Source organism: Crenalkalicoccus roseus, from assembly GCF_004761865.1.
In the GTDB taxonomy this organism is placed as follows: Bacteria; Pseudomonadota; Alphaproteobacteria; order Acetobacterales; family Acetobacteraceae; genus Crenalkalicoccus; species Crenalkalicoccus roseus.
The window spans coordinates 15,206-30,609 of record NZ_SJDM01000003.1 but is presented as its reverse complement, the minus strand read 5'-3'; the positions used below and the strand labels follow the sequence as shown (position 1 = coordinate 30,609).

The following is a 15,404-nucleotide window of genomic DNA, read 5'->3' as shown; positions in this document are numbered from 1 at the left end:
ATGCTGGCGCTGCGCAAGACCGCGCCGGGCTTCGGCCTGGCGCTGCAGGAGGTGCCGGGGGCGCACCCGCCGGGGCCGGGCGAGGTGGTGCTGCAGGTCGAGGCCGCGGGCATCTGCGGCTCGGACGTGCACGCCTACGAATGGACCGGCGGCTACGAGTTCATGGTGCCGAAGCTGCCCCTGACCATGGGCCACGAATTCGCCGCCCGCGTCATCCGCACCGGCACCGGCTCGGGCTGGCGGGAGGGTGACCGGGTCTGCGTCATTCCCTTCGTCGCCTGCGGCGCCTGCCCGAATTGCCGCGCCGGCGACGCGCGCAACTGCCTGCGCCGCGAGGGCATCGGCCTGACCCGCGACGGCGGATTCGCGGCCGAGGTGCGGGTGCCCGCGCGCTGCTGCGTCGCCCTGCCCGACACGGTGGATGCCGAGCTCGGCGCGCTGGCCGAGCCGCTCGGCGTCGGGGCCGAGGCGGTGCTGGTCGGCGAAGTCGGGCTCGGCGACACGGTGCTGGTGCTGGGGCCAGGCACGATCGGCCAGGCGATCGCGCTGATGGCGCGCCTCGCGGGCGCGGCACGGGTGCTGATCGCGGGCCGCGCCGACGCGCCGCGCTTCGAGGTCTGCCGCCGTCTCGGCTTCACCGAACTGCTCGACGTCGCCGAGGCGCCGCTCGTCGGGCAGGTGATGGCGGCGACCGGCGGCCGCGCCGTGGACGTGGTGCTGGAGGCGACCGGCGTGCCGGAGAGCCTGAACGAGGGCCTCTCCGTGCTGAAGAAGGGAGGGAGCTGCGTCGTCGTCGGCATCCATGCCGCGCCGCTCACCCTGCCGCTGACCGAGTTCGTGCGCATGCGCCACCAGCTCCGCGCCAGCCACGGCGCCGAGCGCCGCACCTGGGACCGGGTGATCGCGCATCTGGCGCGCGACCCCGAAGGCTTCCGGCCGATGATCACCCACCGCCTGCCGCTCGAACGCGGCCTGGAGGGCTTCGAGCTGGCGCGGCAGCGCGCCGCCAGCAAGGTGATCCTGACGCCATGAGCGGGGCCGCGGACCGAGTCGCGCTGGTTACCGGCGCGGCCCGCGGCATCGGCGCGGCGGTGGCTGCGAAGCTCGCCGCGCTCGGCCACCCGGTGGCGCTGGCCGACGCGATCGAGGAGGTGGAGGCCACCGCCGCACGGCTGCGCGGCGCCGGCGGCGAGGCGCGGGCGATCCGCCTCGACGTCGCCGATCCGGCGCAGGTGGCGGCGCTGCCGCAGGCGCTCGGGGCGTGGTGGGAGCGGCTCGGCATCGTGGTGAACAATGCCGGCATCTCGCCGAAGGTCGAGGGACGGCCGCGGCGGATCCGCGACATGCCGCTCGAGGAGTGGAACCGGGTGCTGGCGGTGAACCTGACCGGCGCCTTCCTGGTCTCGCAGGCCTGCATCCCGCCGCTGCGCGCGCGGCGCTGGGGCCGCATCGTCATGATGACCAGCCAGGCGGCGCGCACGAAGAGCCAGGTCGCCGGTGCGCACTACGCCGCCTCCAAGACCGGGCTGATGGGCTTCGCGCGCAGCCTTGCGGTGGAGCTCGGGCCAGACGGCATCACCGTGAACAGCGTCGCGCCGGGGCGCATAGACACGCCGATGGCCCGGGGCGCCGCCTCGGGGATGAACGAGGCCTTCCTGGCGCAGATCCCGCTCGGGCGCCTCGGCACGCCCGAGGATGTGGCGGAGGTGGTGGCCTTCCTCGCCTCCGACGCCGCCGCCTACCTCACCGGCGCCACGATCGACGTCGGCGGCGGCAGCTTCATGCCCTGATGGGATGGCACGGATGAACCAGATCGACCTCAGCAACCGCGTCGCCGTCGTCACCGGCGGCGCGCGCGGCATCGGGCTCGCCATCGCCGAGCGCTTCGCCGCCTCCGGGGCGCGGATCGCGGTATGGGACGTGGACCAGCCGGAGGCCGAGGCGGTGGCGCGCCGGCTCGGCGGCTACGCGGCGCGGGTGGACGTCACCGATTACGACGCGATCCGCACCGCGCTCGCCGGCACCGAGGCGGCGCTCGGGCCGGTGGACATCCTGGTCGCCAACGCCGGGATCAGCGGGCCGAACGCGACCGTGGAGGACTATCCGATCGAGGCCTGGCGACGGGTGATCGAGATCGACCTCACCGGCGTGTTCCTCTGCTGCCGCGCCGTCGTGCCGGGGATGCGCTCGCGCGACTACGGGCGCATCGTCAACATCGCCTCCATCGCCGGCAAGGAGGGCAACCCGAACGCCGCCGCCTACTCCGCTGCCAAGGCCGGGGTGATCGGCTTCACCAAGTCCCTCGGCAAGGAGCTGGCGGCCACCGGCGTGCGGGTGAACTGCATCACCCCCGCGGCGGCGCGGACCGCCATCTTCGAGCAGATGACGCAGCAGCAGATCGACTACATGCTGTCGAAGATTCCCGCGGGCCGCTTCGTCCGGGTGGAGGAGATCGCCTCCCTCGCCGCCTGGCTCGCCAGCGAGGAGTGCAGCTTCTCGACGGGCGCGGTGTTCGACATCTCCGGAGGCCGCGCCACCTACTGAGCGCCTGTCCCCGGCCCCGCCCGGCCGGCGGCCGTCTCCCCCCTGCCCGCCAGCGTGCCGAGGCCGCGCAGCAGGTCGAGCGGCACCGGGAACACCACGGTGGAGCTGCGCTCCCCCGAGATGAGCTGCAGCGTGGAGAGGTAGCGGAGCTGCATCGCCTCCGGCACCGCGGCCAGGGTGCGTGCCGCCTCCACCAGCTTCTCGGCCGCCTGGAGCTCGCCCTCGGCGTCGATGATGCGGCCGCGGCGGTTGCGCTCCGCCTCCGCCTGGCGGGCGATGGCGCGCACCATGCTCTCGTCTATGTCCACATGCTTGATCTCGACATTGCCGACCTTGATGCCCCAGGCGTCGGTCTGGCTGTCGAGGATGGACTGGATGTCCTGGTTCAGCTTGTCGCGCTCCGCCAGCATCTCGTCCAGGTCGTGCTTGCCGAGGACCGAGCGCAGCGTGGTCTGGGCGAGCTGGCTGGTGGCCATCATGTAGTCGTCCACCTCGATCACCGCCCGGTCGGCGTCCACGACGCGGAAATAGACCACCGCGTTGACCTTCACCGAGACGTTGTCGCGGGAGATCACGTCCTGGCTCGGCACGTCCATCACCACGGTGCGCAGGTCCACGCGCTGCATCTGCTGCACGCCGGGAATGAGCACGATCAGGCCCGGGCCGCGCACCCCCGCGAACCGTCCCAGGGTGAAGACGACGGCGCGCTCGTATTCGCGCAGGACGTAGATGGAGGTCCAGAGAAGGGCCAGGACCACGGCCAGGATGACGATGTAGATCCCCGCCGCGCCGAATCCGTTCATCATGGCTTTGCGTTCTCCTCCGGCTTGGATTCCGCTTCCACTTCCAGGCGCAGCCCGCGCCTGGCCCTCACGCGGATAGGCTGCCCCGGCAGGAGCGGCGTGGACGCCGTCGCCACCCAGCGTTCGCCACGCACCAGGACGATCCCCTGCTCCCCCGACCAGGAGAGCACGCGCCCCCGCCTGCCGATCAGCGCGTGCCCCCCGGTGACCGCGGGCCGCCCGCGCGAGCGCCAGGTCGCGACCAGCGTCGCGGCCAGCAGCGCCATGCCGATCGCGGCCGTGGCCGCCACGAGCACGGGCGACAATTCGAAGCCCGGCGCGTCGAAGTCGAAGGCGATGGCGGCGCCGAGCACCAGCGCGGCCAGCCCGCCGAAGCCGAGCACGCCGAAGGAGGGCATGAAGGCCTCCGCCACCAGGAGCGCCAGGCCGAAGAGCATCAGGGCGATGCCTGTCACGTCGACGGGCAGCAGGTTCATCGCGAACAGGCCGAGCACCAGGGCGATGACGCCGACCACGCCGCCCACGCCGAAGCCGGGAGCGGCGAATTCCAGGATCAGCCCGTAGATGCCGACCAGCATCAGGAGGAAGGCGACATTGGGATCGGAGATCGCCGCCAGCAGGCGGTGGCGCCAGTCGGGATCGAAGGGCCGCACCGCCATGCCCGCCGTGTCCAGCGTGGCGGTGCCCTCGGGTAGGCGCACGCTGCGACCGTCCATGCCCGCCAGCAGCGCCGGAAGATCGGCGGCGATCAGGTCGATCACCCTGAGGTCGAGGGCCTCCGTGGCGGAAACGCTGGCCGCCTCCCGCACCGCCTTCTCCACCCAGTCCGGGTTGCGGCCATGGTACTCGGCCAGGCCGCGTATGTAGGCCACCGCGTCGCTGACCACCTTGGCGGTCATCGGATCGTCCTGGCCGCCACCCCCTCCGCCGATCCGCACCGGCGTCGCCGCGCCGGTCGCCGTACCCGGCGCCATCGCCGCGACCTGTGCGGCGGAGAGGAGAAAGAGCCCCGCGCTCGCGGCGCGCGCCCCGCGGGGCGCGACCCAGACGGCCACGGGAACGGACGAGTCCAGCATGCGGCGCACGATCGCGCGGGTGGCCGCGTCCAGGCCGCCCGGCGTGTCGAGCCGGATCACCACCAGCCGCGCCCCCTCGGACGCCGCGCGGTCCAGCCCGTCCTTGATGTATTCGGTGATGCCGGGGCCGATGCCGCCCTCGACGGTGAGCAGCAGCGCCCAGGGCTGCCCCGCGGGATCGGCGCCCGCGAGGCCGTGCCGCGGCATCCCCGCGGCCAGGAGGCAGAGCAGCAGCAGACCGATGCGGGCCGCGCTACCCGGCCAGAGGCGTCCGCCTGAGTGTCGGGCTCGGTCCATGCCGGGCTCCCGGCTACATTGCCCTGCCGGCCCGCTCCGGGCCTGCAGGACGGTCGAAAGCGCGCCCGGGTGCCCCATCCTCCTCCGTTCGCGGAAGGGCGAGACGGCCTACCCGGAAAGCCTTGCCGCCAGGAACACTAGCACCCCCCCCAATGTTGCGTAGAGGGCGCAGGCGGGCAGGGTCCGCCGCAGCACCTCGCCGCTTTCCCGTCCGCCGAGGCCGACCGTGGCACCGCCCGCCACGATGTTGTGCGGGCAGATGATGTTGCCCACCGCCGCGCCGAAGCCCTGCGCCGCCACCAGCAGCAGCGCTGGCAGGCCGAGCGCCGTGGCCGTCGCGAGCTGGAAATCCGTGAGCAGGATGTTCGAGGCCGTGGCGGAGCCGGTGACGAAGGTGCCGAGCGCCCCGGTCGCCGGCGCCAGCAGCGGCCAGGCGCCGCCGAGCAGCGCCGCGGCCGCCTCGGCCAGCGCCTCGATCATCCCGGCATGCACCATCAGGCGCGCGAGGCCGAGCATCGCCAGCAGCGCCAGCAGCACCGGCGGCATGCGCGCCGCCGCGCGCAGCAGCGCCTCGCGCAAGGCGGAGGCGCCGGTGCGGCGGCCAAGCGCCCCGATCGCGAGGCCGAGCAGCAGCATCGTTCCCGGGTGGTAGAGCGGCTGCACGCTGCCCTGGAAGCTGCCGAACAGCGACCAGGACCATTGCACGCCCGCCAGCAGGTCGCGCAGCGGCGGCACGAGGCGCGTCAGCAGGATCAGCGTCAGGAGGGCGAGGTAGGGCAGCGCGGCGGCAAGCAGCGCGCGCGCGGAAGGCGAGGATCCGGCTGGCGCCGGCATCCGCATCCGGACCGCCAGCGCGAAGGCGCCGATGCCGAGCAGGGCTCCGGCGAGGGTCGGCAGTTCCGGTCCCACGAAGCCCGCGACGGCGGCATAGGGCAGGAGGAAGCAGGCGGCGGCGAGCAGCGCCCAGCCCGCCCCCGCCTCCCCGCCCTGGGCCGCGGCCAGCCGGTGCACGAACAGGGCCATGGTCCACCCCAGCGCCGCGTGCAGCAGGGCGGTCGTGGCGGAGAGGGCCAGCGGATCGAACCCGGTCGCGGCCACCTGCGGCAGCAGAGGAGTGCCCACGGCCCCGAAGGAGACCCCGACGGCATGGCCGATCAGCGCGAGCGCCACCGCCTGGGCGGGCGGAAAGCCCAGCGCGACCAGGATCGGGGCGGCGAGGGCCACGGGGGTGCCGAAGCCGGCGGCGCCTTCGGAGAACAGCGCGAAGAACCAGGCCACCAGCAGGGCGGTAAGCCGCGGATCGCCGGAAAGCCGCGCCAGGGCCTGACGCAGCGTCGCCGTCGCCCCGGAGGCGAGCTGCAGCTCGTGGATGCAGAGCGCGGGAAGCACGATCCAGAGGATGGTGAGGGTGGCGAAGCCGGCTTCCGCGGCAACGCCCAGCAGCGCCCAGCCGCTTCCCCCCGCCGCCTCCGGCCCCTCCCAGCCGAAGACCAGCAGCGCGACGGGCAGGGCCACGGCGAGGCCGGCGGCACCCGCCGGCGCCGCCGCCCAGCGCGCGCCGACCATCAGCAGCAGGATCAGCAGGATCGGCAGCAGCGCGGCGGCCGCGGCCATCCTCAGGCGAGCTTCTCGGTGGAGACCTCGTGCACCGCCCGGCCGGTCCGCTCGAAGGCGGTGATGTTGGCGATCGTGGTCTCGGCGATCGCCGTCAGCGCCTCGACGGTGAAGAACGCCTGATGGCCGGTGATGAGGACGTTGGGAAAGGTCAGCAGCCGGGCGAACACGTCGTCGTGGATGACATGGTTGGACAGATCCTCGAAGAAGAGGTCGCCCTCCTCCTCGTAGACGTCGAGGCCGAGATGGCCGATCCTCCCCTCCTTCAGCCCGGCGATCACCGCGCGCGTGTCCACGATCGCGCCCCGGCTGGTGTTGATCAGCATCACGCCGCGTCGCATCCGCGCGATCGCCCCGGCATCGATCATGTGGTGGGTCGCCGGGGTGAGGGGGCAATGCAGCGTGACGATGTCCGAATCCGCCAGCAGCGTCTCCAGCGGGACGTAGGAGACGCCCATGGCGCGGCACTCCTCGCTGGGCTGCGGATCGTGCGCCAGCACGCGGCAGCCGAAGCCCAGCATGATGCGCGCCACCGCCACCCCGATGCGCCCGGTACCGACGATCCCGACCGTGCGTCCGTGGAGGTCGAAGCCGAGCAGCCCGTCCAGCGCGAAATTGCCTTCCCGCACCCTGACATAGGCGCGGTGGATCTGCCGGTTCAGGGAGAGGATCATCGCCACCGTATGTTCCGCCACCGCCTCGGGCGAATAGGCCGGCACGCGCGCCACGGTGATGCCGAGGCGGCGCGCCGCCCCGAGATCCACGTTGTTGAACCCGGCGCAGCGCAGCGCCAGCAGCCTCACGCCCTGGCGGGCGAGGCCCTCCAGGACGGCGGCATCGGCCATGTCGTTGACGAAGATGCAGACGGCGTCCGACCCGCCGGCCAGGAGCGCCGTTTCGGCCGTCAGCCGCGGTTCCAGGAAGACGAGGTGGTGGCCTCCCTGCGCCTCGTTCGCGGCCTGCAGGAACTGCCGGTCGTAGGGCTTGGTGCTGAAGATCGTCACCCTCATCCGCGTCGCCTCCTCGCGGGGTGAAGGCGCGCAGCTATGCCCGCCTCCGTCAACGGGGCTTCCGGCGCATTTGACCGCGCCGCCCGGTGCGGCCGGGCTGTGCCTGCGCCGCTTGCGGATCGGCGGCCGGTTGGCACGTGGCCTTCGCGCCCCATGGGCGCACGGGCGGCGAAACGTCCGTCGATCCTCCAAGGGGGCTACCAGTTCTCAACCTTAAATATATATTGTGAACGAATAATCTATCCAAGGTTACGAAATGCTCCTCTTCTTTCCAGGCAAGCCGGGCCGCGCGCCCCTTCCGGCGCGTGCCGCGCCATCGCGGCGGAGCCCGGCGGCGCTGCTGCTCGCCGCAACCTTCCTCTCCGGCCTGCCCGGCGCCGCCGCGGCGCAGGATGCCTGGCGCACGCCCGAATACCGGGCGCAGTATGGCCTCGACATGATCAACGCCGCCGAGGCCTATGCGCGCGGCTACACCGGCGCCGGCGTGACCGTGGGCGTGATCGACACCGGGCTCGACACCGCCCATCCGGAGTTCCGCGGCGCGGTGCGCATCGGCGGCGATTTCGGCCGGATCCCGCCCGTCATCGGCATTCCCGCGCTGCGGGACGATGAGGGCCATGGCACGCACGTCTCGGGCATCATCGCCGCCCGGCGCGATGGCATCGGGATGCATGGCGTCGCCTTCAACGCCCGTCTGGCCGTCCTCTCCGCCTTCGGGGATGACGACGATGACGACGGGCCGGACCCCATCCTGCCCTCCGCGGCCGACGGCACCACCCTCGCTCATGCGATCAGCTACCTCGCCGGCCGGGGCGTGCGGGTGATCAACAACAGCTGGGGCCTGGAGGCCGAGGGCCCCCAGGCACGCATGATCGACCAGTACACCCGCGCGCTCTACGAGGCGCAGAACCCCGTCCTGGTCGCCGCCTATGCCGAGGCCGTGGCGCGCGACGTGCTGCTGGTCTTCGCCGCCTCCAACGACTACCGGATGCAGGTGGGGCCGGAGCCCGGCATCCCGGTGCTGTTCCCCGAATTCGCCCGCAACTGGCTCGCCGTCACCTCGACGGGTCCGGACGGCGTGCGCGCCGACTACGCCAATGCCTGCGGAATCGCCGCCGCCTGGTGCCTGACCGCCCCGGGGGGAGGCGACGACCAGGAGAATGAGGGCATCTACTCGGCCGAGGCGGGAGGCCGCGGCTATGTCCGCCTGAGCGGCACCTCCATGGCCGCGCCGACGGTGGCCGGGGCGGTGGCGCTGGTGCTCGAAGCCTTCCCCTGGATGAGCGCCTACAACCTCCAGCAGACGATCCTGACCACCGCCCGCCCGATCGGCCCGACCGAGATCTATGGCTGGGGGATGCTGGACGCCGGCCGCGCCGTGCAGGGGCCGGCCCGCTTCATCGAGGGCGGATTCCTCGCCGACCTGAGGGGCCACGCCGCCACCTTCTCCAACGACATCGACGGGCCGGGCGGCCTCACCGTCACCGGCCGCGGGGCGCTGACCCTCACCGGGCGCAACAGCTACGCCGGCGGCACGCTGGTGACCGGCGGCGCCACGCTGCGCATCGCCGCCGATTCGGCGCTCGGCGCGCCGGGCGGCGCGCTCACCCTCTCCGCCGGCACGCTGCAGGCGCTGGCGGCGCTCTCGCTCGGCCGGCCCTTCCTGGTCGCCCTCGCCGGCGGGACGGTGGACACCAACGGCTTCGAGGTGGCGCTGGCCGGGCCGGTCACGCTGGACGGGGCGCTGGCCAAGCGGGGCGCGGGGGAGCTGCGCCTGCTCGGCACCGTCACCGGCACGGGCGGGCTGACGCTCGGCGGTGGCCAGCTGCGCGTGGATGGCGGCCTCCACCTGCCTTCCCTCGCCGTCGGCCCGCATGGCTACCTCGGCGGCACCGGCATGATCGCGGCGCCCACCCTCCTCGCCGGCGTGCTGGCGCCCGGCGGCTCGCCCGGCACCCTGACCTTCGCCGCGCCGGTGACCCTGCTCCCCACCGCGCAGCTCGTGCTGGAGCTGGACGGGCCGGGCACCGGGGCGGGCGCGGGCAATTTCGACCGCGTGCTGGTGATCGGCGCCGGCAACGCCTTCACCGCGGGCGGCCTGCTGGTGCCGGTGCTGCGCGGCATCAGCCCCCCGGCGACCAACAGCTTCACCCCGGCCCTCGGGCAGCGCTTCACCGTGGTGGAGGCCGAGGGCGGCGTGCAGGGCTCCTTCGCCGGTCTGGCGCAGCCCGCCGCCGGCCTGCCCGCCGGCGCGCGCCTCGACGCGCTGTACGCGCCGACCGCGCTGACCCTGGCGGTGACGCCCGCCTCCTACGCCGATCTCGGCGCCGCCGGGCTGGCGCAGACGCCAAACCAGGCGGCGGTCGGCCGCGGCCTCGAGGCCTTCCGCCCCGCCGCCGGCGTACGGCCGGACGCCCCCACGGCGGCGGTCTTCGATCCGCTCTACCGCCTCGATCCGGCGGCGCTCGGCGGCACGCTCGACAGCCTCTCCGGCACGATCTACGGCGATGCCCTCCTCGCCGGGGTGGAGGCGCGGCGGCTCTTCGCCGGCGCGGTGGAGGAGCAGATCGCCGCCGCCCGCGGCTGGCGGAGCCCGGCCGGGACGGAGGCGGCCAGCGCCAGGGTCCGCGGCGGCAGCGCCTGGATCCGCGCCCTCGGCCAGCCGGCGCAGCGCGTCGGCCATGCCGCCGGCGCGCCGGGCTACAGCGCCGGCACCAGCGGCGTGGCGGTGGGCGGCGATGTGCGCCTCGGCCCCGGCTGGCTGGCCGGCGCGGCCATGGGCTACAGCGCGGGCCGCGTCACCTCCCGCGCCGGCGGCCATGCCGATGCCGAGGCGCTGCACCTCGGCGCCTACGGCGCCTGGCTCGGGCCGCGCGGCCTGTTCGCCGAGGCGCAGCTCGGCGGCGCCTGGAGCAGCGACACGGTGCGCCGCGAACTCGGCGCCTTCGCACGCACGGCGCGGGCCAGGGCGGAGGGCGGCGCCTTCGGCGCCGGCGGGCGCTTCGGCACGGTGCTGGAGGTGGGCGGCTGGCGGCTGGAGCCCTCGGCGGGGCTGCGCCTCGACCGGCTGTCGCGCGACGGCGCGACCGAGCGGGGCGCGGGCAGCCTCGGCCTCTCGGTGCAGGGCGACACGCTGACCAGCCTGCGCGGCACCCTCACCGCGCGGGTGGAGAAGCCCCTGGCGCTGCGCGAGGGTGTGAGCCTCACCCCCTCCTTCCGTCTCGGCTGGGCGCATGACTTCGCGGAGGTGACCACGGCGACCGAGGCCGCCTTCCTCGGCGCGCCGGCGGCGCGCTTCCAGGTCCGCAGCAGCAGGCCCGGACGCGACGCGCTGCTCGCCGGGGCCGGGCTGACCCTCGGCCTGCGGGGTGGGCTGGCGCTCTATGCCAGCTATGCCGCCGATCTGCGCGAGAACGCCACCTCCCAGGCGATCACCGGCGGCCTTCGCCTGCGCTGGTGACGGGACCGGCCGGGTTCCCGCCGCCGGACGGGCGCGGGAGAGGGCGCGCGGCGAGGGCTTCGGCCTTCCGGAATGCCGGCGTCCTCACCTGTTCCGGCGCCTGGTCCGCACGGCATCCTCACCGGAGGGGGCGGCGGATGTGCCCGACGACGCCACCGGCATCAGGGATGCGAGGCCGCCTTGCAGTCCTGTTGCGGCAGACCGTGCTGCCGCTGCTCCGACAGCAGGTTGCGGATCGCCGTGCAGGCCAAGGCGGGAGTGAAAGGCTTGGCCAGGAAGCGCGCCCCTTCCACGGTCTTCCCGTTCTCCAGCGTGCCGTAGCGGCCGGAGGTGTAGATCACCGGCAGGTCCGGGCGCAGCACGCGCGCCGCATGTGCCAGGGCGAAGCCGTCGGTGCCGCCGGGAAGGTTGATGTCGGTCAGCATCGCGACGATGTCAGGCCGCTCGCACAGGACCGCCAGCGCGGCCTGCGCATCGCCCGCCTCCACCACCTCGAAGCCGCCTTCGGTGAGCCCGTCCACCAGGGTGAGGCGGACCAGGAAATCGTCCTCGACGACCAGGAGTATCGGCGCGCTCGGCTGCATCACGGGATTCCCTGCCTCCGCATTGGGAAGGCGCGGTTCCGGGCGGCGTTGCGCCGCGCGCGGGTGACACCTCCGTGACGCGCCGCGGCGGGCGCGTCAGGGCGGCGCTTCCGCCACCTCCAACAGGGCGGCCCCGTCCTGGCGGATCCGCGCCATCTCGGTGCCGCTGCAGCGCAGGCCGGAGAGCAGCGTGGCGCCAGGCTGCACCGCCTCCAGCTTGGCGCGGATGCGGCAGAGGGCGCGCGCCGCGGTGGCGGGAGAGCCGCCATGCCAGCGGCGCAGCGCCTCCGCCCAGCTTCCCGTCTCAAGATACCAGCGCCGCAGCACCCCGCCCGCCCAGTCCGCCGAGCGGACCGGATCCAGCGGCCAGTCGGCCTCGGCCGCGTGCACGCGCGCATTCACCTGCACGCAGCCGGCCATGACGGGAACGCCCCGCGGCGCGGCGCGCAGCAGCGAGCGTGCCGCCGCCGCGCTCTCGGGATAGTGCGCGCGGCCGCCGATGTTGAGGGCGTGGGCGTGCAGCCCGCTCTCGGACAGCGCGATCGCCACCATGAGGCCGGGCGGCAGCCCGTGCACCTCCTCCGCGCGCCGCGCCGCGTCGAGGCAGGCGAGGCGCGGAGAGGACGCGACCGGCCCGCCGCGGGGGGGCGGCAGCAATTCGTGCGGCGCGTCGGGCAGCCGCACGGGGTCCCTCGCCAGGGCGGGGCCGCCGGCGGCAAGGGGCAGCGATGCGAGGAGGATGCCTGCGAGGAGCACCGCCCGGCCGGCCCGCGATCGGGCGGCACGGTCTCCGGGCCCTGGTGGGAGGGCGCCCCGCGCTTTTGCGCCACGGGACGCCGCTGAGGGGCGCCGGCGGGCATCCGCCGGCGTTCCGTTCGCGGACGTCATGGCTTCGGCGGTAGCAGCGCGCGGGCCGAAGGGCAACCGTTCCGCCTCGCCGATCCCGCTGGCGTCCGCCCCCCCGCGCCGCGCAGGATGCCGCCTCCATCACCGGGAGGATCCGCATGCGAGGCCTGACGCGCCGCCACCTGCTGGGTGCCCTGCCGCCGCTGGCGCTGCCGCTTGCGGCCGCGGCCTCGCCGGGCGCCTATCCGGACCGCCCGGTGGTGCTGGTCGCCCCCTTCTCCGCCGGCGGCGCGGCCGACATCGCGGCCCGCACCCTCGCCGCGCACGCGCCACGCCACCTGCCCAACCCCGCCGCCACCATCGTGGTCGAGAACCGCACCGGCGCCTCCGGCGCGATCGGCACGCTGCACGTCGCGCGCGCGCGGCCGGACGGCTACACGCTGCTGCTCGCGCGCATCGCCTCGGCGGCGATCCTGCCGGCCACCGACCCGCGCACCCCCTATGCCTGGGACGGCTTCACCATGCTTGGGCTGCTCGACGAGAATCCCTACGTCGTCGCGGTGCGCGCCGACGCGCCGTGGCGGACGCTGCAGGAGCTGCTCGCCACCCTGCGCGACCATCCGGGGGTGGTGAATTTCGCCACCACCGGCCCCGCCACCATCCTCGATCTCGGCGTGCGCCATCTCTTCGCCACCGCCGGGCTGCCGATCGATGCCGGCATCGCCATCCCCTTCCGCGGCGGCGGCGAGGCGGTGGCGGCGCTGCTCGGCGGCCAAGTGGACTTCATCGGCAACAACCTCTCCGACACGATCGGCGCCATCGCCGGCGGGCAGTTGCGCGCCCTCGTCGTCTCCACCAGGGAGCGCCTGCCCTCCCTGCCCGGGGTGCCGACCGCGAAGGAGGCGGGGGTGGAGGCGCTGACGCAGATCTCCGGCTGGAATGCCCTGTTCGGTCCGCCCGGCCTGCCCGAGCCGGTGATCGCGGCCTGGACCGGCGCCCTCGCCGGCCTCGCCGGGGATTCCGCCTGGCTGGAGGCGACGCGCCGCGTCGGCTCCCTCCCCCGCCTGCTCGGCCCGGCGGAGACGCGGGAGTTCGTCGCCAACCAGGTCGCCCTCTACCGCGAGCTGGCGCGCCGCCTCGGCCTCGGCTGAGCGGGGCGGTCAGAACAGCGAGTATCCGCCGTCGATCACGATCGAATCGCCGGTGTGGTAGGCGGCGGCGTCGCTCATCAGGTAGACGGCGATGCCGCCGAAATCGGCGCCGCGGCCCCAGCGGCGCATCGGGATGCGCGGCAGCACGTTGCCGGCGAACTTCTCGTCGCCGATCGAGCGCGCCGTCATCTCCGTCTCGATCCAGCCGGGCAGGATGGCGTTGGCGCGGATCCCGTAGCGCGCCAGCTCCACCGCCAGGGCCCGGATCATCGCCGTCATGCCGCCCTTGGAGGCGCCGTAATGCTCGTTGCGCGCCGCGCCCTCGATCGCCGCCAGCGAGGCGGTGCCGACCAGCGCGCCGCCGCCGCCGCGCTCCTTCATGTGGCGCGCCGCGGCGCGGAAGGTGAGGAAGGCGCCGGTGAGGTTCACCCGCAGCACCCGGTCCCACTCCTCCTTCGTGCGCTCGAGGAAGGGGCCGGAGCGGCCGCCGGAGACGCCGGCATTGGCGAAGCAGCCATCCACGCGGCCGAGCGCGCGCAGCGTCTCGGCGAAGGCCTCCTCCACCTGCGCCTCCTCGGAGACGTCGCAGCGCAGCGCCAGGATGCGCCGCCCGGTGGCCTCCAGCGCCGCCCTGGCGGCGGCGTTCTTCGCCTCGTTGGTGCCCCAGATCGCGACATCGGCGCCGGCCTCGGCCAGCGCCGTCGCCATGCCGAGGCCGATGCCGCCATTGCCGCCGGTCACCAGGGCCACACGCCCGGTCAGGTCGAAGGGCCTGTAGGGCATCGCTGTCCTCCCGCTCCGTGCCGCCGCGCGCCGGTGGCGGCGTGCCGCGGCCAGACTGCACCCTCCCCGCCGCGCCCGCCAGCCGGCGCGGCGCCTCAGCCGAGGCGCGCCACGCCCTCCCCGCCGAGATGGGCGAGGCGGCCGGCGCAGAAGGTCGCCACCACGGAGGGACCTTCCGGATCCACCACCACCACGTCGCCCCGCCGGCCCGGCAGCAGCGCGCCCCGATCCTCGAGGCCCAGCGCGGCGGCGGGATTGGCCGAGACCAGGGCCCAGGCCGCCGGCAGGCCGAGCGTGCCGCGCGCGGCCATCGCGAAGGCCGCCTCCAGCATCGAGGGCCAGTGGTAGTCGCTGGCCAGGACCGTCACCAGCCCGCGCTCGGCGAGCGGCGCGGCGCTGGCCCAGCCGAGGTGGCTGCCGCCGCGCACCACGTTGGGCGCGCCCATCACCACCGCCTCCCCATGCGCGCGCGCCTCCTCGGCCACCGCCTCGCTCATCGGGAACTCGCAGATGCGGGCGCCGAGCGCGCGGTAGAGGGCGCGGTCCTCCGGCGTAGCGTCGTCGTGGCTCAGCATGGGCAGCCCGGCCGCCGCGGCCGCCGCGGCAAGGCGCCGGCGCGCCTCCGACACCTCGCCCCGCCGGGTGGCGACGCGCCCGACCAGCGTGCGGTACTCCTCGGGCGAGAGGCCGGCGCGGCCGGCGTATTTCGCCACCTGCCGCGCGTCGCCCATGCGCGCGAGGATGGGCGGCGTGTGGTCGTTGAAGCCGACCAGATGCACCCGCCCCGCGGCGATGTCCGCCAGCGCGTCCTCCAGCGCGTCCAGGTTGTCGGCCTCGAAGCGGAGATGGATGCGCAGGTCGGGCGCGAGCCGCGGCCGCAGCCCGTCGAGCGCCGCCATCAGCGCGCGCCAGGCCTCGAGCGAGCGCAGCCCGGGCTCCCAGGACAGGGTGACGCCGAGATAGGCGGTGGTGATGCCGGCGGCGAGAAGCTGCGCCGCCGTGTCGCGCAGCGCGAGCGGGGCCGGGAAGCCGATGCCCGGCCGCGGCTGCAGGGCGCGCTCATGCGCGTCCCCGTGGATGTCCACGAGGCCGGGCAGCACCAGGAGCCCCGTGGCGTCGAGGCAGCGCGCCCCGGCCGACGGCACCTCCACGATGCGGCCTCCGTCGAGGGCGAGCTCGGCCGGTTCCAGCCGGTCGCCTGCGAGGACGCGGCCGCCCAGGATCCGGAAGCGCATG

General features: G+C 74.6%; 13 protein-coding genes. 5 read left to right on the top strand and 8 right to left on the bottom strand.

Annotation, left to right across the window (positions count from 1 at the left end; translation table 11 throughout):
- Genes ET526_RS04020 through ET526_RS04010 form a run of 3 tightly spaced genes read left to right on the top strand, consistent with a single transcriptional unit; the run spans position 1 to position 2,544 of the window.
- On the top strand, positions 1-1,032 hold the full coding sequence (locus ET526_RS04020) for a zinc-dependent alcohol dehydrogenase (protein ID WP_135466392.1): 1,032 nt from the start codon (positions 1-3) through the stop codon (positions 1,030-1,032).
- Positions 1,029-1,790, top strand: coding sequence for an SDR family oxidoreductase (locus ET526_RS04015; protein ID WP_135466391.1), 762 nt, complete (start codon positions 1,029-1,031; stop codon positions 1,788-1,790). Before ET526_RS04020 ends, ET526_RS04015 begins: the two co-directional genes overlap by 4 nt.
- 13 nt (positions 1,791-1,803) lie before the next feature.
- Positions 1,804-2,544 carry an SDR family NAD(P)-dependent oxidoreductase gene (locus ET526_RS04010; RefSeq protein ID WP_135466390.1) on the top strand — a complete coding sequence of 247 codons (741 nt, stop codon included), beginning with the start codon at positions 1,804-1,806 and terminating at the stop codon, positions 2,542-2,544.
- Here the strand turns inward: ET526_RS04010 and ET526_RS04005 are convergent.
- The 4 genes from ET526_RS04005 to ET526_RS03990 all read right to left on the bottom strand — a co-directional run bounded on the left by ET526_RS04005 (position 2,538) and on the right by ET526_RS03990 (position 7,344).
- Positions 2,538-3,350, bottom strand: a complete 813-nt coding sequence (locus tag ET526_RS04005) for a slipin family protein (RefSeq protein ID WP_240048244.1) — start codon at positions 3,348-3,350, stop codon at positions 2,538-2,540. The genes ET526_RS04010 and ET526_RS04005 overlap by 7 nt on opposite strands.
- Positions 3,347-4,720, bottom strand: a complete 1,374-nt coding sequence (locus tag ET526_RS04000; RefSeq protein ID WP_135466389.1) for an NfeD family protein — start codon at positions 4,718-4,720, stop codon at positions 3,347-3,349. The genes ET526_RS04005 and ET526_RS04000 overlap by 4 nt, the downstream gene beginning before the upstream one ends.
- A 108-nt stretch (positions 4,721-4,828) precedes the next feature.
- Entirely contained in the window at positions 4,829-6,334 is a 1,506-nt protein-coding gene (locus tag ET526_RS03995; RefSeq protein ID WP_135466388.1) for an L-lactate permease, read from the bottom strand.
- 2 nt (positions 6,335-6,336) lie between these two features.
- On the bottom strand, positions 6,337-7,344 hold the full coding sequence (locus tag ET526_RS03990; protein WP_135466387.1) for a 2-hydroxyacid dehydrogenase: 1,008 nt from the start codon (positions 7,342-7,344) through the stop codon (positions 6,337-6,339).
- 256 nt (positions 7,345-7,600) lie between these two features.
- Here ET526_RS03990 and ET526_RS03985 point away from each other — a divergent pair, with 256 nt between their 5' ends.
- The gene (locus ET526_RS03985) at positions 7,601-10,804 is read left to right on the top strand and encodes an autotransporter domain-containing protein (protein WP_135466386.1); all 3,204 of its coding nucleotides are present in this window, start codon (positions 7,601-7,603) and stop codon (positions 10,802-10,804) included.
- Positions 10,805-10,965: 161 nt separating this feature from the next.
- On the opposite strand, the gene ET526_RS03980 is transcribed toward ET526_RS03985, so the two are convergent.
- On the bottom strand, positions 10,966-11,388 hold the full coding sequence (locus ET526_RS03980) for a response regulator (RefSeq protein WP_135466385.1): 423 nt from the start codon (positions 11,386-11,388) through the stop codon (positions 10,966-10,968).
- Between the two features lie 96 nt (positions 11,389-11,484).
- The gene (locus tag ET526_RS03975; protein ID WP_240048243.1) at positions 11,485-12,072 is read right to left on the bottom strand and encodes a transglycosylase; all 588 of its coding nucleotides are present in this window, start codon (positions 12,070-12,072) and stop codon (positions 11,485-11,487) included.
- A 320-nt stretch (positions 12,073-12,392) separates the two neighbouring features.
- On the opposite strand from ET526_RS03975, the gene ET526_RS03970 reads away from it, so the two are divergent.
- Positions 12,393-13,385: a Bug family tripartite tricarboxylate transporter substrate binding protein gene (locus ET526_RS03970; protein WP_135466384.1), complete on the top strand. Its 993-nt coding sequence runs from the start codon at positions 12,393-12,395 to the stop codon at positions 13,383-13,385.
- A gap of 9 nt (positions 13,386-13,394) precedes the next feature.
- Here ET526_RS03970 and ET526_RS03965 read toward each other — a convergent pair whose 3' ends face one another.
- Positions 13,395-14,168, bottom strand: coding sequence for an SDR family NAD(P)-dependent oxidoreductase (locus ET526_RS03965; RefSeq protein ID WP_135466383.1), 774 nt, complete (start codon positions 14,166-14,168; stop codon positions 13,395-13,397).
- A 95-nt stretch (positions 14,169-14,263) separates the two neighbouring features.
- The gene (locus ET526_RS03960; protein WP_135466382.1) at positions 14,264-15,403 is read right to left on the bottom strand and encodes an alpha-D-ribose 1-methylphosphonate 5-triphosphate diphosphatase; all 1,140 of its coding nucleotides are present in this window, start codon (positions 15,401-15,403) and stop codon (positions 14,264-14,266) included.
- Between the last annotated feature and the right edge of the window lies 1 nt (position 15,404).